At 71.2% G+C, this 24,174-nt stretch carries 28 protein-coding genes and 1 pseudogene; 14 read left to right on the top strand and 15 right to left on the bottom strand.

All coding sequences use genetic code 11. The features are described 5' to 3' along the window. The first annotated feature begins 267 nt into the window (after positions 1-267). Positions 268-768, top strand: a complete 501-nt coding sequence (locus ACZ53K_RS23930) for a hypothetical protein (protein ID WP_468840130.1) — start codon at positions 268-270, stop codon at positions 766-768. A 123-nt stretch (positions 769-891) separates the two neighbouring features. Here ACZ53K_RS23930 and ACZ53K_RS23925 read toward each other — a convergent pair whose 3' ends face one another. Together ACZ53K_RS23925 and ACZ53K_RS23920 are read right to left on the bottom strand one after the other, a co-directional pair. Beyond that, positions 892-2,040 (bottom strand): serine hydrolase domain-containing protein, encoded by a 1,149-nt coding sequence (locus ACZ53K_RS23925; RefSeq protein ID WP_468840128.1) that lies wholly within the window; start codon positions 2,038-2,040, stop codon positions 892-894. Positions 2,041-2,235: 195 nt separating this feature from the next. Then, complete coding sequence (locus ACZ53K_RS23920) at positions 2,236-2,919, bottom strand: TetR/AcrR family transcriptional regulator (protein ID WP_468840125.1); 684 nt, start codon at positions 2,917-2,919, stop codon at positions 2,236-2,238. A 64-nt stretch (positions 2,920-2,983) separates the two neighbouring features. Here ACZ53K_RS23920 and ACZ53K_RS23915 point away from each other — a divergent pair, with 64 nt between their 5' ends. From ACZ53K_RS23915 to ACZ53K_RS23905, 3 genes are all read left to right on the top strand, one after another. Continuing rightward, entirely contained in the window at positions 2,984-4,495 is a 1,512-nt protein-coding gene (locus tag ACZ53K_RS23915) for a monooxygenase (RefSeq protein ID WP_468840122.1), read from the top strand. Positions 4,496-4,806: 311 nt separating this feature from the next. After that, on the top strand, positions 4,807-5,244 hold the full coding sequence (locus ACZ53K_RS23910; RefSeq protein WP_468840119.1) for a hypothetical protein: 438 nt from the start codon (positions 4,807-4,809) through the stop codon (positions 5,242-5,244). Between the two features lie 162 nt (positions 5,245-5,406). Further along, positions 5,407-5,628, top strand: coding sequence for a hypothetical protein (locus ACZ53K_RS23905; protein ID WP_468840117.1), 222 nt, complete (start codon positions 5,407-5,409; stop codon positions 5,626-5,628). A gap of 37 nt (positions 5,629-5,665) precedes the next feature. On the opposite strand, the gene ACZ53K_RS23900 is transcribed toward ACZ53K_RS23905, so the two are convergent. Together ACZ53K_RS23900 and ACZ53K_RS23895 are read right to left on the bottom strand one after the other, a co-directional pair. Continuing rightward, positions 5,666-6,022 carry a hypothetical protein gene (locus ACZ53K_RS23900; protein WP_468840114.1) on the bottom strand — a complete coding sequence of 119 codons (357 nt, stop codon included), beginning with the start codon at positions 6,020-6,022 and terminating at the stop codon, positions 5,666-5,668. Next, positions 6,019-6,192 carry a hypothetical protein gene (locus tag ACZ53K_RS23895; RefSeq protein WP_468840112.1) on the bottom strand — a complete coding sequence of 58 codons (174 nt, stop codon included), beginning with the start codon at positions 6,190-6,192 and terminating at the stop codon, positions 6,019-6,021. Before ACZ53K_RS23895 ends, ACZ53K_RS23900 begins: the two co-directional genes overlap by 4 nt. Before the next feature lie 266 nt (positions 6,193-6,458). Between ACZ53K_RS23895 and ACZ53K_RS23890 the strand changes: the two genes are divergently transcribed. Then, complete coding sequence (locus ACZ53K_RS23890; RefSeq protein WP_468840418.1) at positions 6,459-6,710, top strand: GntR family transcriptional regulator; 252 nt, start codon at positions 6,459-6,461, stop codon at positions 6,708-6,710. A 153-nt stretch (positions 6,711-6,863) separates the two neighbouring features. Here ACZ53K_RS23890 and ACZ53K_RS23885 read toward each other — a convergent pair whose 3' ends face one another. Beyond that, a complete protein-coding gene (locus tag ACZ53K_RS23885; RefSeq protein ID WP_468840416.1) occupies positions 6,864-7,421 on the bottom strand; it encodes a Uma2 family endonuclease in 558 nt (185 codons plus the stop codon). Positions 7,422-7,675: 254 nt separating this feature from the next. Between ACZ53K_RS23885 and ACZ53K_RS23880 the strand changes: the two genes are divergently transcribed. Next, entirely contained in the window at positions 7,676-8,326 is a 651-nt protein-coding gene (locus ACZ53K_RS23880; RefSeq protein WP_468840109.1) for a CatB-related O-acetyltransferase, read from the top strand. Between the two features lie 9 nt (positions 8,327-8,335). Here the strand turns inward: ACZ53K_RS23880 and ACZ53K_RS23875 are convergent, their stop codons facing one another. The 8 genes from ACZ53K_RS23875 to ACZ53K_RS23840 form a co-directional block, all read right to left on the bottom strand. Continuing rightward, entirely contained in the window at positions 8,336-8,596 is a 261-nt protein-coding gene (locus ACZ53K_RS23875) for a hypothetical protein (protein ID WP_468840107.1), read from the bottom strand. A gap of 142 nt (positions 8,597-8,738) precedes the next feature. Further along, positions 8,739-8,999: a trypsin-like serine protease gene (locus tag ACZ53K_RS23870; RefSeq protein WP_468840415.1), complete on the bottom strand. Its 261-nt coding sequence runs from the start codon at positions 8,997-8,999 to the stop codon at positions 8,739-8,741. 223 nt (positions 9,000-9,222) lie between these two features. After that, positions 9,223-10,485, bottom strand: coding sequence for a methyltransferase domain-containing protein (locus ACZ53K_RS23865; RefSeq protein ID WP_468840104.1), 1,263 nt, complete (start codon positions 10,483-10,485; stop codon positions 9,223-9,225). Next, entirely contained in the window at positions 10,472-11,314 is an 843-nt protein-coding gene (locus ACZ53K_RS23860; protein ID WP_468840101.1) for a hypothetical protein, read from the bottom strand. Before ACZ53K_RS23860 ends, ACZ53K_RS23865 begins: the two co-directional genes overlap by 14 nt. A 206-nt stretch (positions 11,315-11,520) precedes the next feature. Further along, positions 11,521-12,357, bottom strand: coding sequence for an RNA polymerase sigma factor SigF (locus ACZ53K_RS23855; protein WP_468840098.1), 837 nt, complete (start codon positions 12,355-12,357; stop codon positions 11,521-11,523). 191 nt (positions 12,358-12,548) lie between these two features. Then, positions 12,549-13,358, bottom strand: a complete 810-nt coding sequence (locus ACZ53K_RS23850) for an RNA polymerase sigma factor SigF (protein WP_073765078.1) — start codon at positions 13,356-13,358, stop codon at positions 12,549-12,551. A gap of 286 nt (positions 13,359-13,644) precedes the next feature. Further along, a complete protein-coding gene (locus ACZ53K_RS23845) occupies positions 13,645-13,938 on the bottom strand; it encodes a Dabb family protein (RefSeq protein WP_468840095.1) in 294 nt (97 codons plus the stop codon). Between the two features lie 82 nt (positions 13,939-14,020). After that, positions 14,021-14,185: a hypothetical protein gene (locus ACZ53K_RS23840; RefSeq protein WP_468840092.1), complete on the bottom strand. Its 165-nt coding sequence runs from the start codon at positions 14,183-14,185 to the stop codon at positions 14,021-14,023. Between the two features lie 591 nt (positions 14,186-14,776). Here ACZ53K_RS23840 and ACZ53K_RS23835 point away from each other — a divergent pair. Beyond that, positions 14,777-15,145: an ArsR/SmtB family transcription factor gene (locus ACZ53K_RS23835; protein WP_468840089.1), complete on the top strand. Its 369-nt coding sequence runs from the start codon at positions 14,777-14,779 to the stop codon at positions 15,143-15,145. Then, the gene (locus ACZ53K_RS23830; RefSeq protein WP_468840086.1) at positions 15,129-18,254 is read left to right on the top strand and encodes a P-type ATPase actuator domain-containing protein; all 3,126 of its coding nucleotides are present in this window, start codon (positions 15,129-15,131) and stop codon (positions 18,252-18,254) included. Before ACZ53K_RS23835 ends, ACZ53K_RS23830 begins: the two co-directional genes overlap by 17 nt. Here ACZ53K_RS23830 and ACZ53K_RS23825 read toward each other — a convergent pair. Next, positions 18,245-19,864: an LCP family protein gene (locus tag ACZ53K_RS23825; protein ID WP_468840083.1), complete on the bottom strand. Its 1,620-nt coding sequence runs from the start codon at positions 19,862-19,864 to the stop codon at positions 18,245-18,247. The two genes, ACZ53K_RS23830 and ACZ53K_RS23825, sit on opposite strands and share 10 nt — an antisense overlap. A gap of 152 nt (positions 19,865-20,016) precedes the next feature. Between ACZ53K_RS23825 and tatA the strand changes: the two genes are divergently transcribed. The 5 genes from tatA (at position 20,017) to ACZ53K_RS23800 (ending at position 22,217) form a co-directional block, all read left to right on the top strand. After that, positions 20,017-20,316 carry a Sec-independent protein translocase subunit TatA gene (gene tatA / locus ACZ53K_RS23820; RefSeq protein ID WP_468840081.1) on the top strand — a complete coding sequence of 100 codons (300 nt, stop codon included), beginning with the start codon at positions 20,017-20,019 and terminating at the stop codon, positions 20,314-20,316. Between the two features lie 26 nt (positions 20,317-20,342). Continuing rightward, positions 20,343-20,840: a hypothetical protein gene (locus tag ACZ53K_RS23815; protein WP_468840078.1), complete on the top strand. Its 498-nt coding sequence runs from the start codon at positions 20,343-20,345 to the stop codon at positions 20,838-20,840. A gap of 188 nt (positions 20,841-21,028) precedes the next feature. Next, positions 21,029-21,673 carry a hypothetical protein gene (locus tag ACZ53K_RS23810; protein ID WP_468840075.1) on the top strand — a complete coding sequence of 215 codons (645 nt, stop codon included), beginning with the start codon at positions 21,029-21,031 and terminating at the stop codon, positions 21,671-21,673. 13 nt (positions 21,674-21,686) lie between these two features. Then, positions 21,687-21,848, top strand: a complete 162-nt coding sequence (locus ACZ53K_RS23805) for a hypothetical protein (protein WP_468840073.1) — start codon at positions 21,687-21,689, stop codon at positions 21,846-21,848. A gap of 141 nt (positions 21,849-21,989) precedes the next feature. Then, the gene (locus tag ACZ53K_RS23800) at positions 21,990-22,217 is read left to right on the top strand and encodes a hypothetical protein (protein WP_468840070.1); all 228 of its coding nucleotides are present in this window, start codon (positions 21,990-21,992) and stop codon (positions 22,215-22,217) included. 74 nt (positions 22,218-22,291) lie between these two features. On the opposite strand, the gene ACZ53K_RS23795 is transcribed toward ACZ53K_RS23800, so the two are convergent. Further along, on the bottom strand, positions 22,292-23,233 hold the full coding sequence (locus tag ACZ53K_RS23795) for a pirin family protein (protein WP_468840414.1): 942 nt from the start codon (positions 23,231-23,233) through the stop codon (positions 22,292-22,294). Positions 23,234-23,716: 483 nt separating this feature from the next. Here ACZ53K_RS23795 and ACZ53K_RS23790 point away from each other — a divergent pair. Continuing rightward, positions 23,717-24,174: pseudogene (locus ACZ53K_RS23790) on the top strand (DUF4232 domain-containing protein); the annotation flags it as partial.

The raw sequence follows: 24,174 nt of genomic DNA, 5'->3' as shown, positions 1-24,174 counted from the left end.
GGTGTAAAGGTGCAGGTCAGGGGGGGGCTGGCGCGGCGCGGAGGCCTCGGGGCCGACGGGCCGGCGTACGGGCGTACGGGCGTACCGATCGGCAACGCCAAGCGCCGGCGCAAGCCTCGCCGCCGTTCCTGTCATCCCGGCCCCGGCGACCCGCCATGATGGGAAAGGCCGGGCTTTCGGGCTTCACGGCCGCCAACAGCGGCCCGGAGCATACGAGTGCTCCGCCGGGGCCCTCGAAGACGTGACCTGGTGCGGACCCACGGGGGCATGGTGGATGCCAGTTGGTCGGGATTGTGGATCGCCGTGGCGGGCGTGGCGGGAACGCTGGGCGCCGCGCTGCTGACCCAGAGCCGCGCGGACCGTGCCAGGCGCAGGGAAACCCAGAGCGAAAGCCTTGAGCGGCGGCGCGCCTGCTACATCACGCTGAACACCACCGCGCGCCAGTACCTGACGGAGATGGGCAACCACCTCCACGCCCTGCAGCACGACGAAGGCGTCGCGGCGAGCCTGGAAAAGCTGGAGGCGGCCAGACTGGCCTACCGGGACAGCTATGCCGAAGCCCAGATGCTCGTGCCGGACGCGGTGCTGAGCACCTCCCGCACGGCGAAGAGGTGCCTGAACCACGCGTACGGCGACCTCAGGAAATACGGTGCGGAACCCTCCAGGTACGCCGAGGAACTGGCGAACCTGGAGCGGCACCTTCACCGGGAGGTCTGGCGCTCCGTGGGGGCGCTCAGGCAGTCCATGCGCACCGACCTCGGCGTCTGAGCGAGCCGTCGGGGGAGGCGGACACCCCGCGGGCGCGGGCGCGTCGAGCAACCCAGGCCCTCCGCCCGGGCCCGCCTCCGCCGGACACCCGCGGGCGCGGGCGCATCGAAGCTGATGCGCTCTTCAGCCGCAGAGGGCGGTGTCCAGCAGGCGCTGGGCGTGCCGGCGCCCTTGCTCGGTGGAGCCCGGATTGGCGGTGACGGCGACGGTGGCGGCGCGGCCGTCGTCGGTTGCGCCCGCATCGGTCGCGTAGCCGAGGAAGTCGCCGTCGTGCCACCACATCAGGCCGCCGCAGCTCAGCGGCTGACTGGCCAGACCCAGCCCGAACCGGGTGCCCTTCGGGTACCCGGCGTCGGCCGGGATCGCCACGGTCGTCCGCATCCGGGCGAGCTGTGCGGGCTTCAGCAGCCTGCCGCCGAGCAGGGCGCCGAAGAAACGATTCAGGTCGCTCGGGGTGCTGATCAGGGCACCGGCGGCCCAGGCCTTGGACGGGTCCGTCCCGGTGACGTCCAGCAGCGGTGCGCCGGGCTCCACCGCGGCGTAACCGTGCGGGTGGGCGCCCCGGATGCCCTGGTCGCCCACGGCCGGGAAGTAGGTGTGCCGCAACCCGATGCGGTCGATCACCCGCCGGGTGATCTCCTCGCTCACCGGGCGGCCGGTGACCTGCTCGATGAGCAGCCCGGCCACCACGTAATCGGTGCTGCTGTACCGCCAGTCCGTGCCGGGCGGGAACTCTGCCTTGTGCTGGAGCGCGAGGTCGAGCAGCGTGCGGGGCTCGTAGTAGCGGTGACGGTTGCTGACCAGGTCGCCCAAGTGCCGGGCGTAATCGGGCAGCCCGCTGGTGTGCTGGAGCAGCTGGCGCACCGTGATGCGACGGCCGTCGATGCCGTCGCCGCGCAGCAGCCTCGGCAGGTAGGTCTCGACCGGGGTGTCCAGCGCGACCTTGCCCTCGCCGACCAGCTGCAGGACGACGGCGGCGGTGAAGGACTTGGTGACGCTCGCGGCCCGCACCCGTCCGTCGACCGGTGCCTTCGCCCCGGTCCGCAGGTCCGCGACGCCCGCGGCGGCATTGCGGATACGCCCGTCATGGCCGGTGGCGGAGGCCAGCGCGGCGGGATAACCGTCCTCGTGCACCAGCCGGTCCAGCCCGCGCTGCACCGGGTCGGCGGCCCGGGGCTGCGCGGCGGACACGGGCAGTGTGCCCGCCAGAACCAGGGCGGCGGCCGACACGGCCACCGCCGCGATCCGACGGCGGTGAGAGCGCTTCGACATGGTGGGCCCTTCCTCGTGTACGCGGTTGGCACGGCGGGGCCCAGCCTGCTGGCGCGCGACTCGGACCACCATCCGGGCAGCCGCAGGGGGCGACTGGGGTTTCCCCTACGGCAGTTGACCCATCAGAGGGCTCCTGGCGGATCTCCGGGGCATCGCGCAACCGACCTCCGTCGCCTGACCGAGATGCCGGACACCTCACTCCGTCCCTGCCGCCGCATGCCGTGCCCGCAGCCCCTCGACGATCAGATCGAGCCCGAACTCGAACAGGGCGGTGAAGTCCGTGCTGGTGAGGGCGGGCAGGGTGGCGCTGAGGTGGGGATACGTCCCGGCGGCTACCGCGTCGCGCAGGACTGCCGCGCCCTCGGGGCCCCCGTCGCCCTGCGTCTGGAGGGCCGCCTGTTCTTCCAAGGTGTGGCCCACCGTGAAGTTGATCAACGTATAGAGAGCGCGGGCCGCCGCGTCATCGGGAAATCCCGCCTCGCGCAGTACGCCCACGAACGCGTCGGCGAAGCCGAGGACGCTCGCCCCGGTCGCGTGCGTTCCGGCGAAGACGCGCGCGCCGTCGCGGTGGGCGAGCAGGGCGTTGCGCGCGGCGCGAGCGAGGGTGCTCAGCCGCGCGCTCCAGTCATCGCCGTCCGCCGGGCCGGCTGATGCCGTGGCCCTCTCCATCATCCGCTCCGCCATGGCGGTCAGCAGGTCCTGCTTGGTCGCGAAATAGCGGTACAGGGCGCCCGCTTGTACGCCCATCGCGTCGGCGAGCCGTCTCATGGTCAGCGCGTCCAGGCCTGACTGATTCAGCAGGTCGAGGGCGGTTTGCAGGGTGCGGGCGCGGTCGAGACGGGCGGGCCTGCCGCGGGCCGGGCTTGACGGGGAGCTCATGCGCCTCACTATAGTGAACGCCGTTCACGTGAACGCTGTTCATTAATTAGGAAGGAGCACTCCGATGAACGTCGATGTGATCGTCGTGGGCGCGGGCCCGACCGGCCTGATGCTCGCCTGCGAACTGGCGCTGGCCGGCGTACGCCCCCGCGTCCTGGAACGCCGTACCGAGCCGCAGCGCGACTCCCGGGCCCTGAGCCTGCACCCGCGCAGCGTGGAGCTGATGGACCAGCGCGGGCTGCTCGACCGCTTTCTCCCGCTCGGCCGGACCGTGCCCGGCTGGCACTTCGCCCAGCTCCCCACCCGGCTGGACTTCTCCGTACTGGACTCCCGGCACGGTTACACGCTGTTCCTCGCCCAGGCGCATACCGAGGCGCTGCTGGCGGAGCGCGCCCGGGAGCTCGGTGTCGTGATCGAGCGCGGATACGAGGTGGAGGCCCTCGCCCAGGGCGGCGACGGGGTGGAGGTGAAGGCGCGCGGCCGGGACGGCAGCGTCGCGACGATACGGGCTCGTTACGTCGTCGGCTGCGACGGCGGCCGCAGCGTCGTACGGCAGAACGCCGGCATCGCCTTCCCGGGTACGGACGAAACCCTCACCGGCATGCTCGGCGACTTCGAGGTGACCGGCCCCGGCGCCCTCGCCACTGCCCGCGCGGGGGGCGTTCTGGTCGCGCCGATGGAGGAAGGCATCGTCCGGCTCGTTCTCATCGACCCGGAGCGGATGCGGGTGCCGACCGCGGAGCCCGTGACCTTGGAGGAGTTCCGCGCTTCCCTGATCCGGATGTGCGGCTCCGACTGCGGTGTGGCCGAACCCCGCTGGCTCTCCCGCTTCGGCAACGCCACCCGGCTCGCCGAGAGCTACCGCTCCGGCCGCGTCCTGCTGGCCGGCGACGCCGCCCATATCCACTTTCCCGCGGCGGGCCAGGGCCTGAACACCGGCCTCCAGGACGCGATGAACCTCGGCTGGAAGCTGGCCGCCGAGGTCAACGGCTGGGCGCCGCCCGGCCTGCTGGACACCTACGACGCGGAACGGCGCCCCGTCGGGCAGTCGGTCACCGAGAACACCGAGGTCCAGACGCTGCTGGCGGAACTCACCCTCGTCCCCCGGTACCAGCGTCCCGGCGCGGCCCTGCGCGCGCTCCTCGACGACCTCCTCGGCATGGAGGAGGTCAACCGCACCCTCGCCGCCCGGGTCTCCGCGCTCGGTACGGTCTACCCGCCGAGCACGCCAGGCGCCGACCCGCTGGCGGGCCGCCGGATGCCCGACCTCGACCTGACCGCCGCCGGGTCCGAGGCGGTACGGGTGTACGAACTCCTCCCGGCGGGCCGCTTCGTCCACCTCGACCTCGCGGGCGACGACCCGGACCTCGTGGCGGCGGTCACCTCAGGCTGGAGCTCCCGCGCAACTCCCTTCACCGTCACCGGGCGGGAAGCCCGTCCGGACCTGGACGGCGTGACCGAGATCCTCGTACGCCCCGACGGCCACATCGCCTGGGCCACCCGCACCCCGGACGTCCGGACCCGCCGCGACGAGCGGCACGCGGCACTGACGGCATGGGCGGGCGCACCGTCCTGACGCACGGGCGGCTGCCGGCTCTCCTGCCGGACACAAGCCCGGACAAGGGCCTGACCAGCCCGGACACGGGCCGGCCTGTCCCGGACGGCCAGGTCTGTTGACCCACTGGCCGGCACGCCAGCAATCTCGTTCCGCCGCAGCGATCAGGTGGTCGGCCCGCCCGCTGCGACCGCAGGAACGCGACAGACATCCATCGTCCTGCCGTACGCGAACCACCGGGCGCCCGCACAGCCATGACCGTCGTGACGGCCATGTCAGGCGCCTCCCGGGCCATCACAAGCCGTCAAACGTACCGAGCTGAGGGAGCACACGTGTTCAAGCACATGAGCCGGAGCCGGAAGAGCATGATGCGGGCCTCCGGCGTCGTCGCCGCGGGGGCGGCGTTGCTGGTGGGCGTCACGGGCGGCACGGCCAACGCGGCGGCCGGCTGGAACGCCCAGTACACGAACGGGGACATCGCCGGCGCCCACGCCTGGGGCTCGGTCGACGCCCAGTCCCGGGTCTTCGTCAAGGTCAACATCAAGGACTCCAAGCCCAACGACAGCTACGGCGCTCGCGTGTACGTCAAGGCGCGCTACAACGACGGCGGGGTGCGTGAGGAGAACCTGAGCACCAAGGGCAACGCCACGAAGAGCACCACGTGGAACTTCGCCGCCAACGTGGTCACGATCCAGGTGCAGGAGTGCACCACCAACGGAGGCTCCAAGTACAAGTGCGCCTCCGGCTGGCACACCCTCCCCAAGGGCTGAGCAGCAGCCGGCGAAACCGTCCCGCTGACCTCGTACGAAGACAGCGGGGCGGCTTCGCCCGCCCGTGACCGGCACTCCTGGGCACGGATCGGCGCGACTGTGCTGTGACGCACGAGGCCCAGGGGTGTGCCGCACATGCCGGGTTCGCTAGTGTCCTGGCCTATGGCGAACTACCAGCAGAACCCGGCCAACGGCAACCAGGACCCGGCCGGCAGCACGCAGATGTTCCGCGCCTTCGTGGACGAGGGCGCGCCCGAGCAGCCCGGTGGCCGCCGGGCAGCGGCCCAGCAGCAGTCGTCCGGCGGACCCCGCGTCGGTCTCATCGTGGGCGTGATCGTCGCGATCGCGGTCGTCGTCGGCGCGGCGTGGCTCGCCCTGAGCTAACCGGTCGTCCCACTGGTCGACCCCCTCTGACGTCCCCTCACTCGGCCGCCGCCAAGCGGCCGACGATCTCCTTTCCGCCCCCCACGCCCAGGCCGGGCACCCGCCGGCCTCGGCTGTCGGCGACCCGCAGTGCGTCGTGCAGCGCCTCGACCAAGCGATTGGCGAGGAACCGCAGTTCACTGGCCGACGCGGTGGGCTCGCCCAGCATCGCCCCGGCGTGATCGAGCAGCTCCGTCCCCATGTCGAGCTGCGCTGCCTCCATGTCGTCCGCGAGCCGCGACACGTAGCCGTCGCCGTCCGTCGACAGCAGGCATTGCTTCCCGCCCTCCTGCGACCAGGGCAGCAGCCGCACGCCCGGCACGGTGGCCGGCCCCGGCCCCTCTTCCGCGCTCACGCGGCGAACTCCCCGTGAAGCGCGCCAATACGCGCGATGCGCTGGGCGTACTGCGCTCGGGCGCGCGCTTCGAAGGCAGCCAGGTACGGCCGTACGAGGGCGGAGGCGTCGCCGTTGAGGGGGGTGTCGAGGGGGTTGGGCGTGAGCCTCGCGGCAGAGGTGGGGCGCACGGGCGCGCGAGGGGTAGTGACGGGAGCAGATGCTGGTGGCGAAAGGCGATACCTCAGCCAGGCCGCAGCGCGGCGGATACGGTGATGCACGTCGACGGTCTTTTCGGTTTTGGTCAGCGTTGGCCACGCCCCGGGGGTGGTGCTAGCACCCGCCGGGGCCCTTCGTTGCCCGCAAGAGCAGAGGCCTATTGGCTCCTGTATACACCTAGGCACCTATGCCTGCATCTATGCCGTGCTAGTTACCCATGCGTAGAGTCCCGTTCGTGATGGAGTTCGACCCGACGCGGCCCAAGTGGATGCAGATCGCCGATGTGATTCGAGAGCGCATCGCGAGCGGGGCCTATCCTCCGCGCCACCTCATCTCCGAAGTGAGGATGGAGCAGGAATTCGGCGTAGCGCGCGTGACGGTTCGGAAGGTGACCGCTGCCCTGAGAAAGGACGGGCTCATCATCACCACACCAGGCATGGGGTCGTTCGTGACTGAGGGCAGGCCGGAAGAATCAGCCGACGAGAGCTGACGTGGCTCCGGCGTGCCGCGTGCCTGCTGAAGGTGCCTGTCAGCTGGGGCGAGGGCGTGCGGACGCTGCTCTTCCGCCTGCTCGTCCAGTCGACCGGTGCCTTGCCCCAGGAGCTGAACGGGGATCGCCCTCCCGGGCCTGCCAAGGCATCGTCTACAAACTGCTGGTGTCCAGGTCCAAGTCGAACGGGACCGGGAGGCGCAGCGGCGTGCCGTACGGCAGCGGCCCGGTGATCCGGGTGTAGCCGAGGTGGCCCGGTTCGGCGTACTGGGTGAGGGCGCGCTGCCGCAGGTCTACGCACAAGTACAGCGGCGCTCCGTACTCGGCGTAGCGGCGGCGCTTTACGACGTGGTCGGTGTCGGCGTCGGGGTCCGACGTCACCTCCACGATCAGCAGTGTCTGGTCGGGCCGCAGAGCCCCGGCGCCCGTGGCCGCGGCGGTCGGGACGACGGCGAGAGCGGGTGCGTACCAGTTCGGTGAACCGGGCAGGTCGAGGTCGCCGGAGCCGATGACCGAGTCGAGTTCGCGGGCACGGGCGTCGAGCTGGTTGCGGAGCCTGCCGGCGGCGGCCTCATGGGCCCAGGGTGTCGAAACCGGCTTGATGACGCCCTCGATGAGCTGGGTCCGGTCGCTTCGGACGTGTTGGATCGCATACTTGAGGGCGTGCTCGGGGGTGATGCCGTGGCTGTAGTCGGCCGATGTGATGCTGATGCGCAGGTCCTTCCAGTGTGACGGCCTCCCGGTGTGCGACGGGTGGCCTCCCGCCCCGCTCAACGGCAACGCACCGCGCGGCAACCGCATCCACCTCGTCCGTTCCGGCGAGCTGCACGGCCATGCCGCCATCAGCGGCGGCACTCGAATGCGGCGGCATGGTTAATCGGTCGTCTGCTGTGGACCTCGTTGGGATCATGACGGGGTCGCGAACCGTTCAGCTTCCCCCACCCCCTACGAGAGGGCGCCGCACGATGCCACTGATTCCCGCCGATCCGAACGTCGTCCACCCGATGCCGGAGCAGCCGCGGGTGGTGCTGCTGAAGCCCCTCGTCACCTCGCCGTTGATCGAGGTCGGCGACTTCTCGTACTACGACGACCCGGACGACCCGACCGCGTTCGAGACGCGCAATGTGCTGTACCACTACGGGCCCGAGAAGCTCGTCATCGGGAAGTACTGTGCGCTGGGCGAGGGCGTGCGGTTCATCATGAACGGCGCCAACCACCGGATGGACGGGCCCTCGACGTTCCCGTTCCCGATCATGGGCGGGTCCTGGTCCGAGCACTTCGACCTGATCAGCGGGCTGCCGGGCAAGGGCGACACCGTGATCGGAAACGATGTGTGGTTCGGGTACCGGTCGATGATCATGCCGGGGGTGCGGATCGGGCACGGCGCGGTCATCGCCTCCGGGGCCGTCGTCGTGGACGACGTACCCGATTACGGCATCGTCGGCGGCAACCCCGCCAAGCTGATCCGCCGCCGCTACGACGACGCGGACGTCGCCCGGCTGCTCGAACTGGCCTGGTGGGACTGGCCGGTCGAGCACATCACCGAGCAGGTGCGGACGATCATGTCGGGGACGGTGGAGGAGCTGGCGGCGGTGGCCCCGGAGGCGAAGCAGTAAGGAGCTGAGTCAGGTGGCCCGGGGGCGGGCGTGCGCGGCGGCACGCAGCTCCGGCAGCAGTGCCGGTACGTCCGCGAACGCCGCGTCCGCAGGCTGACCGCAGACCTTGCCGGCCGTCTCACCGGCGAAGCTGAAGATGCCGGTCAGTTCGGGGCCGCGCCGCCCCCGGGGCACATGGTGGTGGGGGTGCGGCCCGTACGTGCCGGGTGTGGGGCTCGGGCGCAGAAGACCGATGCCTCGTCCACCACTGCCGGTGTCTGGGCGGCGCACTGCTCGTGGCTCCGTACGGTCAGGTCGGCGCGGCGCAGTACGTCGCCGCGTATCTCCGTGCCGGGCCGGGACGGGTCCGGCACGGCCGTGGTGCCGTGGCTGAAGATCGATACGGGGGTGCCGGGCTGTGGGCGGTGCGCGGCTACGGGGAGCGGTCTCGTCCCGTGTACCGGGGTGCTGAGCCGGATCTCGGCCAGGTCGTAGGCCGCGGAGGACAGCTCCGGGCGGCCGGGGTCGGCGGGGACGGCAGGAGTTTGTAGCGCGGGTGGAGGGTGGCGCTGCGTATGTTCCGTACGGTGCCGGGGTCCGTGGAGAGGACCGAGGAACCGAGGTGGACTTCCAAACGTTGTACGTCCACACCGTCAACGCAGTGAGCCGCGGTGAGGACGCGGTCGGGCGCGATGAGGACGCCGCCGCAGGCTGCCCGTTGCAGCAGCGGGCCGTCACCCTTGGCGGCCAGCGTCGCATCTCCGGTGTTAGGCCTGGGCTGGGCCTATTTGGCCTTGGCCTGTGACGGGAATTGACGGTAGTGCGCGGGCGGACGGGAGTAGTCAGACCTCGGTCGCGTCGGGCGTCAGCCTGCGGAGTGACGACCCTGAGGCGGTCTCGGGGTGGGCTGTTGACGATCAGAGGCCCCGGGCCGGATGGCGCGCGGGGCCGGGCAGGCCCACCGGCCAACTCGGGCCGTCCGGGGCGCCGAACCATGTCCGGTGGCCGCCACCATGCCCGTCACCATGGCTGTCGCCGGCACCGTCGCCGTCCACCGTCATGCCGAAGTCGAAGACCTCCGGTCTGCCCGCCTCCAGCCACCACTCGTAAGCCTGCTCGGCCTCGGTGGCCAGGTCGCGGGCGCCCCACTGGTACGTCTCGCCGGCGCGGATGTAGGCCCAGGCGCCGTCTGCGGACAGCCACCAGGCGGGAGCGGCGTCCGGTGTCGGCGTGCGGGTCGCGTGGACGCCGGGCAGCTGGAGTCCGAGGGCGAAGCGGGCGTGGAAGTCGTCCAGGAAGTCCGGGGGGAGGGTGGCCATGCCGTGGCGGCTCTCCGGCCAGCGGTCCGGCGTGTAGACGAGGGGGAGCGGGGCGGCGGGGCGTTGCTGGCCGCGCAGGTCCATGCCGGTCAGCGGTACGCCGAAACGGCCGCCGGCGCTGCGGCCGTCGGCGCTGACGGTCAGGATGGCCAGGCCGGAGGGCTGGAGGGTGGACTTCCACGGGGCGACGATGCGCGCTCCGGGCGCGGACTGGGCGATCCAGGCGGAGGGGATGCGGGACAACGACGCGGTGCAGAGGATGCGGTCGTACGGCGCGTCCTGCATACGGCCGCGCTCGCCGTCCGCGCAGACCACACGAGGCCGGTAGCCGTGGCGCAGCAGCCGCTCGCCGGCCGCGTCGGCCAGGGTCCGGTCGATTTCGACGGTGGTGAGGTTGGCTTCGCCGATCCGCTCGCACAGCAGCGCGGAGTCGTACCCCGTACCCGTACCGATGTGCAGCACCCGGCTGCCGGGGCCCGGGTCGGTGGCCGCGAGGGTGGTCAGTACGGCGTTGGCGGCGCTGATCGAACTGGTGGGCAGGTCGCCCGTACCGTCGGCGTGCGCGGGCCAGCCGTTGTCCACCTGTGTGATCACGGGCTCGGTGGGGTGGTAGATCAACTCCGCCCACCGCTCCTCGTCGTCGGCGCGGGTGAGGGGGCGGTGGCGGTCGTCGCCGGAGTGCCGCACCCAGATGGTGTCGGGCACGAACATGTGCCGGGGAACCGCGCGGAACGCAGCCCGCATCCAGGGGCGCTCGAACGCGCCTTGGGCTTCGAGCAGGCGCAGGGACTGGGTGTGGCGGTGGTCCAGGTCGAGCCGGGGTGGTGGAGGGGGGCGTCCGAATCTGTCAGTGCCAGTCAAGGCGTACGTCCCGGGTGTCGATGTGCATCCCCAGCGGCACCCGCCAGGCGGCCACACAGACGCGCCATGTGGCTGTTCGGCGGGTGCCGCCGGTGAGGGGTGTGGGGAGGGGGTGGGTGGATGTCCTGGTGGCCCAGTCGATGCCCAGGGCGCCGACGATGTGGGTGCCGAAGGTGACGGTGCCCGAAGTGACGGGCCGGCCACCGGTGTTGCGCAGGGTCAGGGAAACGTTCTCGCACCAGCGGACGTCGGTGCCGGTGCGATTTATGGGGCCGGTGGTGAGGTGGGGCGAGGTATTGGTGCTCGGATTGCTGGTGCTGGGTGGGGGAGTGGAGGGCTTGGGGAGCTGGGTGGGTTGGTGTTCGGGAGGTCCTGCGGAGGGGTGGCTGGGGGTGCGGCCGGAGGGAACCCCCGCCGGGGTGCCGGAGACGGGGGCGGCGTGGCCGTCGGCACCGTTACCGCTGATGCCGGCGTGGCCACGAGGGGCGGCGGGGCCGGAGGCGGGTGCGTCGGCCGCGCCGGAGGCCGTCGGCGGCGAGGAGACGTGCGGGGAGGCGGCGTCGCGGCCTGCTGCGGGTGAGCCGTCGGCGTCCAGAGGGGTGAGGGCGATGCCGTCCCTGGGCGGTACCGGGCTCGTAGGGGAGCGGCCGTCCGCCGGGCCGGCGGCGCCCACCGCGGCGTAACCACGTCCGCCGTCGCCGCCTCCGCAGGCGCAGAGCAGCGTGGCCAGGCACAGTGCGGTGGCCGGGAGGAGGGCGCGCGGGACATGGGGAGCACGAGCGGTACGCGGGGCGCCGGTGATACGCGGTGCACTGGTGGTCCGTCGCATCGGGCCAGTGTCACTGACGGGGCGTCAGTTGCATAGGCCCGGCACGGCAGGCATCGGCCTGTATGGGGACGGGGGCGGAGGTGGGAGCGGGTACGGGGACGTGAACGGGGGCCGAGCGGGGGCACGGGGCCTGGGTCGGCACCGGGGAGAACGCACGACGGAACCGGGGCGCAGATGGGGCCGAGGATGCGCCCGCCCTCCCTGCCTCAGTCCGAGATCAGCCCCTCGCGCAGCGTCGCCAGCGTGCGGGTCAGCAGGCGGGAGACGTGCATCTGGGAGATGCCGACCTCTTCGCCGATCTGGGACTGTGTCATGTTGGCGAAGAAGCGCAGCATGATGATCTGTCGTTCCCGCGGCGGGAGTTTGGCCAGCAGTGGCTTGAGGGACTCGCGGTACTCGACGCCTTCGAGCGCGGTGTCCTCGTAGCCGAGGCGGTCCGCGAGGGAGCCTTCGCCGCCGTCGTCCTCGGGGGAGGGTGAGTCGAGCGAGGAGGCGGTGTAGGCGTTGCCCACCGCCAGGCCGTCGACGACGTCCTCCTCGGATACGCCGAGGCACTGGGCCAGTTCGGTGACGGTCGGGGAGCGGTCGAGTTTCTGGGCGAGTTCGTCGCTGGCCTTGGTCAGGGCCAGGCGCAGCTCCTGGAGGCGGCGCGGGACGCGTACGGACCATGAGGTGTCGCGGAAGAAACGCTTGATCTCGCCGACCACCGTCGGCATCGCGAACGTCGGGAATTCGACGCCGCGTTCGCAATCGAAACGGTCGATGGCCTTGATCAGGCCGATCGTGCCGACCTGGACGATGTCCTCCATCGGCTCGTTGCGGCTGCGGAAACGAGCCGCGGCGTAGCGCACCAGCGGCAGGTTCAGTTCGATGAGGGTGTCGCGTACGTACGTGCGCTCCGGGCTGTCCTTGTCGAGCGTGGCGAGCCTCAGGAACAGGGAGCGGGAGAGTGTACGGGTGTTGAGAGCGTCGTCGTCGTGCACATGTGGTGCCGGCGCGGGAATCGCGGGAAGCACCTTCGAGCTGCCCAGTTCTACGGACATGCCACCCCCTTGAGGTCGCGGTCGGGTCGCTGCGGCGCCCTCGGTCCGCGGCGGAACCGAGAACTTATGCCTCCACCTGAATACCGGAGGCGACGCCACGGCAAACGCGGTTCCTGCAGAATGTCACATGTCGGCAACGCGCTGTAGCGCCAAGTCGACATATCTGTGCAGGAACGGGTCGCCCGTCCCGGTTAGGCTTCGATCCTGTTTGCGGACCGCAGTCGTGCGAAGCTCCGCGACAGTAGCCGCGAGACGTGCATCTGCGACACCCCCAGCTCGGCACTGATCTGAGATTGCGTCAAGTTGCTGTAGTAACGCAGGAGCAGGATGCGCTGCTCGCGCTCCGGGAGCTGGACGAGCAGATGGCGCACGAGGTCCCGGTGCTCGACCCCGGCCAGCTCCGGATCCTCGTACCCGAGGCGGTCCAGCAGCCCCGGCAGGCCGTCGCCCTCCTGCGCGGCCTCCAGGGACGTCGCGTGGTACGAGCGGCCCGCCTCCAGGCAGGCCAGCACCTCGTCCTCGCCGATCTTGAGCCGTTCGGCGATCTCCGCGGTCGTCGGGGACCGGCCGTGCAGCACGGTCAGGTCCTCCGTGGCGCCGTTGACCTGCACCCACAGCTCGTGGAGGCGGCGCGGTACGTGGACGGTGCGCACGTTGTCCCGGAAGTAGCGCTTGATCTCGCCGACCACGGTCGGCATCGCGAAGGTGGGGAACTGGACGCCGCGGCCGGGGTCGAAGCGGTCGATGGCGTTGATCAGGCCGATCGTGCCGACCTGGACGACGTCCTCCATGGGCTCGTTACGGCTGCGGAAACGTGCCGCCGCGTACCGCACCAGGGGCAGGTTGGCCTCGATCAGGGCGGCGCGCACCCGGGTGTGCTCGGGCGTACCCGGCTCCAGGCTCGTGAGCTCGGCGAACAGCACCTGTGTGAGCGCCCGTGTGTCCGCGCTCCTGCTCTCGCGGGATGGCGCCTTGGGCGCAGTTCGGGCCGTCACGGGCACGCCACCCTTCTCAGTCCATTCATCCGGCAAAAGCGGTCATAGCATCACAAGACATGTGCACTGTGTGCAAGCACCGCATAACGCCGTGTTGATCGCAGAGTTGATCAACGGGAAAGCGTGCGGGACGCTCCGCCGTACGGGTTCATGGCGGTGGTGACGGCGGCGGGCCGGGGGTGGGGCGACAGTGGCCCGACATGCAGGAGCCCCTCGCCCGTTGGACGGGGCGAGGGGCGTACGGGTGCGTCCGAGTACGTACGGATGCGTACGAGGGTTCGGAGCCGTGGCCCTAGAACTCGTAGTCCGCGATCACCCAGGTGGCGAACTCGCGCCACTGCCCGGCAGCGGCCTGATGGGCCGGGTGTTCGATATAGCGCTTGAGGGCGTCGGCGTCGGCCACGGCGGAGTTGACGGCGAAGTCGTACGCGATCGGCCGGTCCGTGATGTTCCAGGCGCACTCCCAGAACTCCAGCTCGGGGATCTGGTCGGCCAGCTCCTGGAACGCCTTGACCCCGGCCACGACCCGCGGCTCGTCGCGGTCGACGCCCTCGGCGAGCTTGAAAAGAACCAGGTGGCGTATCACTGGGCGGTCCTCCGTACGGTCGGCCCGTGGCCGTCGCGCGCCGTACGTCCCGCGCCGCACGTCCGTGTACGGCCGGCGCGTCCTACGAGACCAGCTGGGTCATGAACTCGCCGACACCGTGGGCGGCCGACGAAATGCCCTCGAACCCTATCTGCACGAGGTCGGCGGCGCGTGCCGGGGACGTGATGATCGTGTACAGGACGAAGACGACGACCACGTACAGCGCGATCTTCTTCGCTTGCGCCATCTGACTGTCCCCGTCTCCCCTACGGCAGCTCCCGCCCGCCCTTCCCCAGTGCAGACCGGGCTGAGTGTAACCACTTCCGCATCAGGTGTTCAGGGGCGGAGGCGGCAGCGGTGCCGGTGACGAGAGGGCGGGTGCCGGCGGGGAGTGTCGTGCGCGCCCGGCCGACCGGCGCCGGAAAGCCGGTGCTCACCGGGTATTTAGGGACCAAAGGCCCCTGGAGGCAGGTCTTTTGCCTGCGTTCCGTCCGGGGCGCGCGGAGCAGGATGGTGGTGTGCCCGGCGGATCTGGCAGGAATGCGCGGGGTACGGGATCCGAGCCCCACTGCGGGGTCCACGCCGCAAGCTTCCCCCCTGACGGCGGCGCGGACTTTGGGGCCCGGTCCACCTTCGGGGGAAACGGCTGTCCCCCCGATGCCGTTTCCCCCGACTGCCGGGGCGGGGCGGGCAAGGGTGGCGCGGCCGGGGCCAGGCCGCGGCGGGGCCGGAGGCAGATCTTCGTTCGTACGGGAGTGCCCGGTGCCCGGCACCTAGACTGGGACCTTTCGGGGGCACGGGCCCGTCCCTGGGGGCCCTGGGCGGATGGAGAGCGGCTGTGACGAGTGGCGTCGAAGACGTGGCGGATCCGCCGGCCGAGGTGCTGACGGAGGCCGCGGCGACGTTCGGACTGCTGGCATCGCCCGCGCGCCTGCACATCGTCTGGGTGCTGGCGGGCGGCGAGTGCGATGTCAGCGGCCTGGCGGAGCGGGTGGGCGGTGCGCTGCCCGCGGTGAGCCAGCACCTGGCGAAACTGAAACTGGCGGGGCTGGTGCGGTCACGGCGCGAGGGGCGCCGCGTGGTGTACCTGGTGGACGACCCCGACGTGGTGTCGATGGTGCGGTGGCTGGTGGGGCAGCTGACCGACCGGACGGGCCGGTCCGACGGCCCGGCGGTTCCGGGACGCGTCCGTGGCCTGGGCGCCTGAGAGGGCCGTGGGCTCCGCGGCCGCGCGTACGGACGTTCGTACGGAGGGGCAGGCGGAGCCCGGCACCCACCTCGCACCACCGGGCGTACGGGCGTACAGCGGCGCCGGGCTGCGGGACACCCCCGGGCTCACGGCGCTCGAAACCCTGCGGCTCCTGGAGAGCGGGCCGCGCGGCCTGACCGAGGCGCAGGCCGAGGAGCGGCTGCTGCGGTACGGCGACAACACGGTGCCCGAACGCCGGCCGGCCGGCCGGTCCTGGCGCTTCGTCCGCAGCCTGCGCGACCCGTTCACGACCGTACTGCTGTGTCTGGCCCTGGTCTCGGCCGCCGTCGCCTCGTGGGGGACGGCGTGCGTGATCGCGGTGCTGGTGGTGGTCAGCGCGGTGCTGCGGTCCAGCGGCGAGTACCGGGCCGAGCGGTCCACGGCGGCCCTGCGCGAGCTGATCGCCACGACGGCGACGGTGCAGCGCAGAGCGGCTGGTGGTGCCGTCGGTGCCGGCGCGGCTGGTGCTTGCGGGGCCGGCGGTTCCGGCGTACGTGCGAGGAGGGCGCTGGGCGCCGCTTCCAAGAGCGCGGCCCTTCCGAACGATTCGGCCGTCCGGGAGATACCGGTCGACCAGCTGGTACCGGGCGATGTGATCCGGCTCGGGCCGGGTGACCTGGTCCCCGCCGACCTGCGGTTGCTGCGCGCGAGCGGGCTGACGGTGCGCCAGGCACCGCTGACGGGCGAGTCGGCGCCGGTGGCGAAATTCCCGGTGGAGGCCTCGGCGATCTCATTGACATCAGTGTCCTCCGAGTTCTCGGCGGCCTCGGAGGCCGGAGCGGACGGCACCACGGCCTCCGGCCCGGGGCTCTTCGAACGCCCCGAGCTGTGTTTCCAGGGCAGCAGCGTCGCCTCCGGCAGCGCGACCGCGGTGGTGCTGGCGACGGGCGCGGACACGCTCTTCACCGGTACGTACAAGCGGCGGCCAGAAGCGGGTACGGGCGCGGGCGCGGACAGGGGGACGGGTGCGGGCACGGCCCCGGGCCCCGGTACCGGCCCCGGCACCGGCTTCGGCGCCCGCGACACCCGCCGCACCCGCCGCCCCAGCGCCTTCGACCGCTCCGTGAACGGCATCTCCTGGACCCTCATCCGCTTCATGCTGCTCACCCCGCCGCTGGTGCTGATGGCCAACGCCGCGCTGCGCGGCCGGGGCCTGGAGACGTTGCCGTTCGCCGTAGCGGTGGCGGTCGGGCTGACCCCCGAGATGCTGCCCGTGATCGTCACCACCGCACTCGCCCGGGGCGCCGCGCTGCTCGCGCGCGGCGGCGAGGTGATCGTCAAGCGGCTGCCCGCGCTGCACGACCTCGGCGCGATCGACGTGCTGTGTACGGACAAGACCGGCACCCTCACCCAGGACCGGCCGGTCCTGGACTGCTCCCTGGGTCCCGACGGGCGGCCCGCGCCCGAGCCGCTGCACTGGGCCGCCGTCAACAGCCTGTGGACACTCCAGCTCGCCGAGCTGCCGACACCGGACGCCCTGGACGAGGCGGTCCTGGAGGCCGCCGAGGACGACTTCGACGAGCTGCTCGCGTACGAGGGCATCGCCGCTCTGCCTTTCGATCCGGTGCTCCGCACGTCGTGCGCGGTGGTCCGTACGGACGCTGCCGCCCTGGCCGGCCCCCGGCTCGGCACACACACGCTCGTGGTCAAGGGCGCGCCCGAGGCCGTACTGGAACGCTGCGCCCGCGTCCGTACGGGTGAGGCAGGCAGCGCTACGGGGGAGAGGGACACCGACCTGGACGCCGCGGCCCGCGCGCGCCTGGCCCGCCTCGTCGCGGACCGTACGGCGGACGGGCTGCGGCTGCTGGCTGTCGCGGTCGCCGAGCGGACCGCCAGGCCCGGCCGCCGGTACACGCCGGCGGACGAGCGCGGCCTGACCCTCATCGGGTTCGTCGGCCTGCGCGACGCGCTCGCCCCGACCGCTGCCGAGGCCTGCGCGGGCCTCGCGCGGCGCGGCGTCGCCGTCAAGGTCCTGACCGGCGACCACCCGGGCACCGTCACCCACGTCTGCCGCGAACTCGGACTCGACACCGGCCCCGGCGCGGTGGTCACCGCCGACCGGATCGACGGCCTCACGGACCCGGAACTCGCCCGGCTCGCCGCCCGCACCACCGCGTTCGCGCGCTGCACACCGGAGCACAAGGCCCGGATCGTGGCGGCGCTACGGGCGGGATCGAAACCCGCCGGCACCCCCGGCGATCCCATATCCCCTCCTGCGGCCCCTCCCATCGCGCCCCGTACCGTCGGCTTCCTCGGCGACGGCGTCAACGACCTCCCCGCCCTGCACGCCTGCCATGTCGGTATCGCCCCGCGCGACGCCGTCGACGTGACCCGCGAGGCGGCCGACGTCGTCCTCGCCTCGAAGGACCTGAGCGCCATCGACGGCGCGATCGTCGCGGGCCGCAGCAGCAGCGCCAACATCGCCACCTATCTGCGCATCACCCTCTCCTCCAATCTCGGCAACGTCATCGCGATGCTCGGCGCCGGGCTGCTGCTGCCCTTCCTGCCGATGCTCCCGGCGCAGGTCCTGGTACAGAACCTGTGCTTCGACGCGGTCCAGCTCGCGTTCGCGTTCGACCGGCCGGGCCCCGCCGCGCTGCGCCGGCCCGCGGTCCTGCGCCCCGCCGACCTGCTCCGCTACATCACCGGTTTCGGTCTGCTCAACGCGGCCGCCGACCTGGCCACGTTCGGCGTACTGGTACTCGCGGTGCACGGCTCCGGGCACCCTGGCGGCCAGGACGCGTTCCACGCCGGATGGTTCACGGAGAACCTGCTGACACAGGCGCTGGTGATGTATCTGCTGCGTACCGGGCGCCGCTCGGCGGAAGGCCGGGCACCCGGCCCGATCCGCGTCGCGGTGTGCGCGCTCGCCGTCGTCGGGCTGCTGCTGCCGCCGTCGCCGCTGGGCCCGCTGCTGGGCATGGCGTCCCTGCCTCCCCTGTACTACGGGCTGCTGGCGGCGGTGCTGGTGCTGTACGGGGCCGGGCTGGCGTGGGCAAAGGACCGGTACGACCGGAACGCGGCCGTGGAGGACGCGCGTCCCGGCAGCCCGTCGACTCAGCCGTAGGACAGATCCGAACAGATACTGTCGTCAGCCGAACGAGCCTTGTCGGCGATCGCCGAGGACCCCGACGCGCCCGAGGACCCGGACGAAGGCCCGGGCGAAGGGTCCGGCCCCGCTGCGGAACCGGCAGCGGCAGCGGGCTCCAGCTTCGGATCGGACGCGTACGAGGCGCCCAGGACGACATGGACGCCCGAGGTGGCCGTCGGCACCAGCCGAGCGCCGCGGAAGCGCGCGGCGAGGGTCTTGGCCTCGGCCTCCTTGCCGGCGCCGTACTCCACGACGGTGGTCGCGTGGTCCTGCGTCCGCGCCGTCGCCGTACCGGTGACGGTGAAGCCCGCGGACTTGAGCTGATCGGCGGCGCGGGCGGCGAGGCCGGTCGAGGTGGTGCCGTTGTAAACGACGACACTGATCCCCGCCCCCGAGCTCGTACCCGTACCCGTATCCGTACCCGCAGAAGGTGACGGCGAGGACGACGGCCCGGAAGAAGCCTGTCCACCGGCCGACCCAGGCCCGCCCGCGTCCTTCCCGTCCAGGGTGCGGTCCGCCTTGATGTCCGCCCAGAGCGTGTCCGCCGCCGGGTGCACGATCGCGACCCGGTTGCCCTGGTAGCGCCACGGCAGCGTCACGAACTTGGTGTTGTGCAGGTCGATGTCCTTCAGCGACATCGCGAAGGAGAGCAGCTTGTCCGCCGAGTCCAGGCCCGGGTCGACGGTCATGGACTGGGTGGCGGCGTTGGCCAGCGGCAGCAGGGTGCTCGGATTGAACCCCCGGCTCTTGACCTTCTTGATCAGCGAGCCGACGAAGGCCTGCTGGCGCTGTATACGGCCGATGTCCGAGTTGTCACCGATGCCGTGCCGGATGCGTACGTAATCGAGCGCCTGCTGACCCGAAACGGTCTGCGGGCCCTTGGCGAAGATCCGCTCCCCGCGGGAGTGGCGGTTCGGGTTCAGGTCGCCCTGGTAGATGTCCTTCGGCAGGCAGACCGGTACGCCGCCCACCGCGGACGTCATCTTCGAGAAGCCCGCGAAGTCGACGACGACGGTGTGGTCGACGCGGACGCCGACCAGCTTCTCCACCGTGTTCTGGGTGCAGGCCGGGTTGCCCTGGGGGCTCTCGCCGACCGAGAACGCCGCGTTGAACATGGCGTTGTGCTGCGGCGCGGTCCACTTGCCGCTCGGCAGCCGGCACGGGGGTATCTCCACCAGGGTGTCCCGGGGGATGGAGACCGCGACCGCGTGCTTGCTGTCGCCGTATATGTGCAGCAGGAACGCGGTGTCCGAGCGGCCCACGTCACCCTCGCCGCCGCCCAGCGAGCTGTTGTCACCGGACCGCGAGTCGGAGCCGATGACCAGGACGTTCTGGCCGCCGGCGCCCTCGGCGGGGCGCTGCGGGCTGACGCCTTCGGCGCCGAAGGTGGTGATGTTGCCGTTGAGCTTGAAGTAGAACCAGCCGGCCCCCGCGGTGATCAGTACGAGCAGCGATACGGCGACGATGCCGGCCGTACGCAGGGGCCGCCGCCTGCCGCGTACGGCCCGGCCTTCCGCGTCGCCCCGGCCCCCCTTCGTACGCCGTCCGGCACTTCCGGCCACCGCCTTGTGGCTGCTTGCTGTCATGTGTGCACCTCACCCGCGTGGCTTTGTGCCGAGGAAGACGGACGTTCCGGCCCTTTGGTTGTACAGTTGCGCAATGTAGCAAGTTATAAAGCGGACAAGCTGCCGAGTCGGCAGTCGGCAGTCGGCAGTCGGTACGGGAAGGCGGGACGACGATGCTGCGGAACGGACTGGAGCCCTGGCACCTGCTGATCGTGGCGATCGTGGTGATCCTGCTGTTCGGCTCGAAGAAGCTGCCGGACACGGCGCGGGCCCTCGGCAAGTCGCTGCGCATCCTCAAGAGCGAGACCAAGGCGATGAAGGAGGACGGCGAGGGCGACGCCACCACCGACGGCGGCGACAAGGCCCGTACGGCCGCGCAAGCCGTACGTGCGGGAGAGGTCACCCGAGCCGAGGGCGCCACGGCAGCCGGCCATGGCCCGACGGCGACCGACCGCGGCCCGGCAGCGCACTGACGGGCCCGCCGGACGACGGTTCCATAATGGTTGACGCGCGTCGCGATCAGCGCGCCGCGCCCAGCACCAACCACGAGGGGAAACGGGACCGGATGAGCACCGAGCGCAAGCCTTCCGAACATGCCGTACCGGCCGTACGCGCCGCACGGACCGCACGGGCAACGAGCGGGCGGATCACCGCAGTTGTCGTGGCCCTGCTGCTCGGCCTGATGGGAGCAGCGGGCAGCGCGGCAGCGGCGGCACCGGCCGCCCCGGCGGTCGCCCACAGTGCCCAGCAGCAGGCCGGCGGCGCGTCGGCCGCGCAGGCGGAGGCCGCACCGGCCTCCTTCCACCACCACGCGAAGGCCGCCTTCGGCTCCAAGGACAAGTCGGAGAAGAAGGAAAAGAAGAAGAAAAAGGGCTTCTTCAAGAAGCTCGGTATCTTCCTCATCGTGCTGCTGATCATCTTCCTGGTCGTCATCATCGTGGTGATCTGGCTGATCGTGCACTTCGTACGCAAGGCGTTCCGCCGCCGCAACAGCTGACGCGTCCCGCGTCGCCATCCGAGCCGCACAGCCCCCGCCGCAAGCACCATCCAGCGGCGGGGGCTGCTGCCTTCCGCGGCCCGCCCCCTCCCGTTTACCGGGAAATTGCCCCTCATGGATCGTGTATTTACAACCAAGATCCTTAGCCTCTATGAGGAATCGATCCACCACACGGGGAACGGGGAAGCATGAGGTTCCAGAAGACCGCCGCGACCGCATTCACCGCACTCGCACTCGCCGCGGTGGCGGGCCCGGCCTCGGCACACGCCACGCCGACCGCCCCACACACGGCCGACGCAACAACGGACCAGACCCAGCCCGCACAGGGCAAAACCCTCTACTCGGCACCGCACGCGAACGAAGACCCAGCCCGGGCGGCAAAGCCGAAGGGCATCAAGCTGAAGACCCTGAAGTCGCCCGACAACAAAACCCTCGTCGCCACGCTCAGCGTGCCCAAGGGGTACCACTTCACCGTCGCACACAAAAACCTGGAACTGATCGGCCCGGGAAACAAGGTGGCGGGCAAGCTGGGTAACACGGTCAGCCTGAAGAACGGGCAGCAGGCCCACGTCAGTTACCGTGCCAGTGGCAACACGGTGAAGGTGCACTCCACCAAGACGTTCCGGCAGCTCGGCCTCTCGGTCAAGGCCGCGGAGAAACTGGCGGCCAAGAGCTACTCCAAGTGCGCCTCGGACAAAATCCGGGATTACGTCGTGTCCGGCGGCATCGGCGGCTGCATAGCCGGCGCCGAAACGGGCTGCGCCCCCGGCGCGACCGCCGGCGCCTTCGGCGGCCTCGTCTCCGGCGCCGTACTGTCCCTCTCCGATTGCTGATCGCACACGTCCCATGTGGAAGCCGCTCGTCGCCGCGCTCGCCGCCGTCCTGCTCGTCTACGTACTCACGCACACAGCATTCCCCGACCTGAACGAGCCCGGCCGGCTGCTGACCGGAGTCCTCGCAGGCGCCGCAGTCGGCGCCACGGCCCGCGCAATCCAACTCCGCAAATAACCCCGAACGCCGGGTATCGCCGTCGGCGCACTGGCGGAACTTGACCAAGTAGCTCCTGGCAGCCATACCGAGCGGCGAATCGGGCAGCCGTCAAGTGCACCGCGTCGACATACAAGCCAAGAACAGAAGGAGACAGTGACCGTGTTCACAGGGGCAGGGCCAGGGCTCGCGGCGATTCCCATGGACGAATGGAAAGTCGTGACGCCTTCGGGCAGGGAGTATGTCTTCGACACCGAGGAAGAAGCGCGGGAAGCCCTCCCGGATTACGGAGACCAAGCGACCCTGTGGAAGCGCCGGGTCCACCGCACCATCGCGAACGTCACGATGTCGCCGACCGGCTGGGCGCCCGTCGAGCCCACCACCCAGTAAGCGAAGCCGTCCGCAGAATCCAAAAAACCGGAGCGCGGCCCGGCGAGGGCTGAATCAAGAAAACCGCGCTCCGGTCAGCGCACCCGCCCGCGCGGCTTCAAGCCCACCGTGGGAAGCTCGGGCGCGGGCAGTCGCCTCCCGTCATATCCGTGCACCGCACCGAACCGCGAACCCGTCATCCATTCCTGCCGGGCCACCTCGATGTCCCGCTGGGAGCGGCCCACGAGGTTCCACCACATGACGATCTCCTCCTCGAAGAGGGCACCGCCGAGCAGGACGGCCCGCGCGGGGGCGTCCGACTCGTTCGTCAGCGTCAGATGGTCGCGGCCGGGTGCGACGTAACCCAGTTCGGCCGGGCGCAGCGGGGTGCCGGCCAGCCGGACACTGCCGTGGTCGACGAGCAGGCCGTGCTCGAAGGCGGGGTCGACGGGGAGGGCGACCGCCGCGCCCGGGTCGAGGACGATCTCCGCACCGAGCAGCGGCGTGAACGTACATACCGGCGAGACCACCCCGGCAAGCGTGCCCAGAAAGACGCTCACCGTGGCGGCCTCGCCGACCCGTACGGAACCGGGCACGTGATGCTGGAAGTTCGGCTCCGTGTGCCGGTGCTCTTCGGGAAGCGCGATCCACAACTGCACGCCGTGCAGGATGGTGGTGCGCTCCGTCGAAACCTCCGAGTGGCTGATCCCGTACCCACCCGTCATGAGGTTCAGCTCGCCCGGCCGTACGTAAGCGTGGGTGCCCAGACTGTCGCGGTGCTCGATCTCCCCACTGAACAGCCAACTCACCGTCTGCAGCCCGGTATGCGGGTGCGGCGCGACGTCCATGCCACCCGTCCGGGCGACATCGTCGGGACCGTAGTGATCGGCGAAGCACCAGGCACCGATCAGCGTACGGGAGCGCTGCGGCAGCGTACGGCGCACGGTCATGGCCCGCGGCCCGCCCAGCGGGACGTCACGCGGCGGATGCACCTCGACCTCCGAAACCCGCCCGCCGCTTCCGGCCCCCACGTCCATTCCGCTCACATGCGTCGCCTTCCGTGACCTGCCCCGACAAGGCAATGGCAGATAATTGCAAGTTCAACTTACCTTGCTCGGTCTACGGGCAACGGCCGGCCGGCCGCCGACGGCCGACGGCGGACCGGAGCCGTAGGACCGGCATCGGCCGCGACGTGCAATGAGGCAGGCCTCGAACGAAGCGAAGAGCCGACGAGGAAGATCACCGATCACCGGCTCGTCGCAGTCGGCCAGACGGTCGGACCAGACGGACGGATCCAGACGGACGGAATCGCCCTCGATCACTTCGCGGTGGTCCGCTCGGTCCATCCGCGGCGGGCGGTCAGGTCGGTGTAGATGCCGGGGCCGGTGGCTCAACGGGGCTCGCGAAGTGGGCCGCGTTAGCCGGGTGTTAGCGGCATGGCAGCCTCACGCTAAGCGCCCCGGACAGAGTGAGTGACGTACCGAGGAGACCACGTCACCGACCGCCCTGGGGGACCCGAAATGAGCGCCCACACCATCACCCGCACCGCCCGTCGCCGCACCCTGCGCATCGCCGCCGCGGCCCTGACCGCCGTTGCCGGTCTGACCCTGACGGCCTGCTCCGGCTCGGACGCCGCCGGTACGAAGGCCGCGGACCGGCCGGACGCGGGTGTGGCCGCCGCCGACCCGGGCGGCGCGGGCTCCTCCGCCGGTGCGCAGGGCTCCGAGCCCGAGGCGGGCTCCGGGGCGAAGGCCGAGGCCAAGTCGGGGACTGCGGGCAAGCAGTCCGGCGGCTCGCGGGCCGGCAGTGGTGGTGGCAGCAAGGCGGCTTCGGGTGTCCAGCGCTGCCACACCGCCGACCTCAAGGCGGTCTTCGCCACCGGCGAGGACGCGGTCCCGGACCCGAACGCGAGCGGCGGTACGACCACCAGCGTCGTGCTGACCAACAAGAGCAGCCGCTCCTGCAAGATCGGCGGGTT

Source organism: Streptomyces sp. NPDC033221, from assembly GCF_055577005.1.
The sequence above is the reverse complement of the archived record's forward strand: the minus strand, read 5'-3'. Positions and strand labels throughout refer to the sequence as shown.